At 56.2% G+C, this 1,041-nt stretch carries 1 protein-coding gene, 1 tRNA gene and 1 pseudogene; 2 read left to right on the top strand and 1 reads right to left on the bottom strand.

The features are described 5' to 3' along the window. Nucleotides 1-19: 19 nt before the first annotated feature. Both ABID12_RS20835 and ABID12_RS20830 read left to right on the top strand, forming a co-directional pair. Entirely contained in the window at nt 20-418 is a 399-nt protein-coding gene (locus ABID12_RS20835; RefSeq protein WP_354435965.1) for a CBS domain-containing protein, read from the top strand. Between the two features lie 151 nt (nt 419-569). Then, nucleotides 570-767, top strand: a pseudogene (locus tag ABID12_RS20830) (IS3 family transposase); the annotation flags it as partial. Between the two features lie 182 nt (nt 768-949). On the opposite strand, the gene ABID12_RS20825 reads toward ABID12_RS20830, so the two are convergent. Continuing rightward, nucleotides 950-1,026, bottom strand: a tRNA-Met gene (locus tag ABID12_RS20825). Nucleotides 1,027-1,041 lie beyond the last annotated feature (15 nt).

Raw genomic sequence — 1,041 nt, 5'->3', positions numbered from 1 at the left:
CATTGCAGAAGGAAGATAGGTGGACGGATTTTACTCCGCCCGCGGACGGTCTATTCCGCCGCTTCCGTGGCCGACTTTTGCACCGCCGTTCTCAGGTGGCTATGCCGGCATCGCCCTCATGCCGGAAATCCACGCTCTCGATGCCGATATGCTCGACCAGCCGCTGGACCGTTTTCTGGCGCTGAAGACCTGTGTTCTAACGCCGGACATGAATGCGCGGCAGGCCGCACAGCAGTTCGAGGAACAGTCATCCGATGCGCTTGTCGTCGTCAGCGACCGCATTTCGAACCGTGTCATCGGGCTTTTGAGCGAAAGTTATGTTCTGCGCCGCTATGCCGAGGAACTCGACAAGGTTCGCATGGATATGAGCGGCGGCAGCCGCGGCTCGGTCGGTGCTCCCGGCGGGCTACGAAAATAGCCGCCCGCTTTCCAAAGCGATCAGGCACTGCGGCAAGCCGGAGATATTCCGCTCAATCAGTCCGGTTGGTCTACCGACTATCGTTTCGGTAGGGATGATGTTGGCCTGCTCCCCGCATGGTCCTGCGTTTTGATGTAGAATTTGCACAATCATATGGAGCAGATTTAAGCGAAAGAGCCAATTCACCGAGGCGCAGTTTATTGGGACGATCAAGGAACAGGAGGCCGATCTTCCAACGTCCAAGGTTTACCGCTTATGGTGGTATGAAGGTTTCCGAGGCTGCCCGGCTCAAAACTTTGGAAGACGAGAAGCCACGCAGAAGTGGCTTCTGTCCGATACGATGCTCGACATTGGCGTGCGAAGGACCTCATGAGAGACAACTGACGCCATTCGAAGAGGAAGCGGGCCTCGATATCGACCTCTATGGTGCGATTGCGGATTTGCTGCACCTCGCTAGTGGTGTACGGATGCCAAAACGCCAAAAGCCCCCACGGTTATGCGAGGGCTTTGATATTGCTGATAAAACGTTTTTGGTTGCGGGGGCAGGATTTGAACCTGCGGCCTTCAGGTTATGAGCCTGACGAGCTACCGGGCTGCTCCACCCCGCGTTATATTTTTGAGGC

Origin of the sequence: Martelella mangrovi, from assembly GCF_040545495.1 — a bacterium.
Classification (GTDB): Bacteria; Pseudomonadota; Alphaproteobacteria; order Rhizobiales; family Rhizobiaceae; genus Martelella; species Martelella mangrovi.
This window is presented reverse-complemented; position numbering and strand designations above follow the sequence as displayed.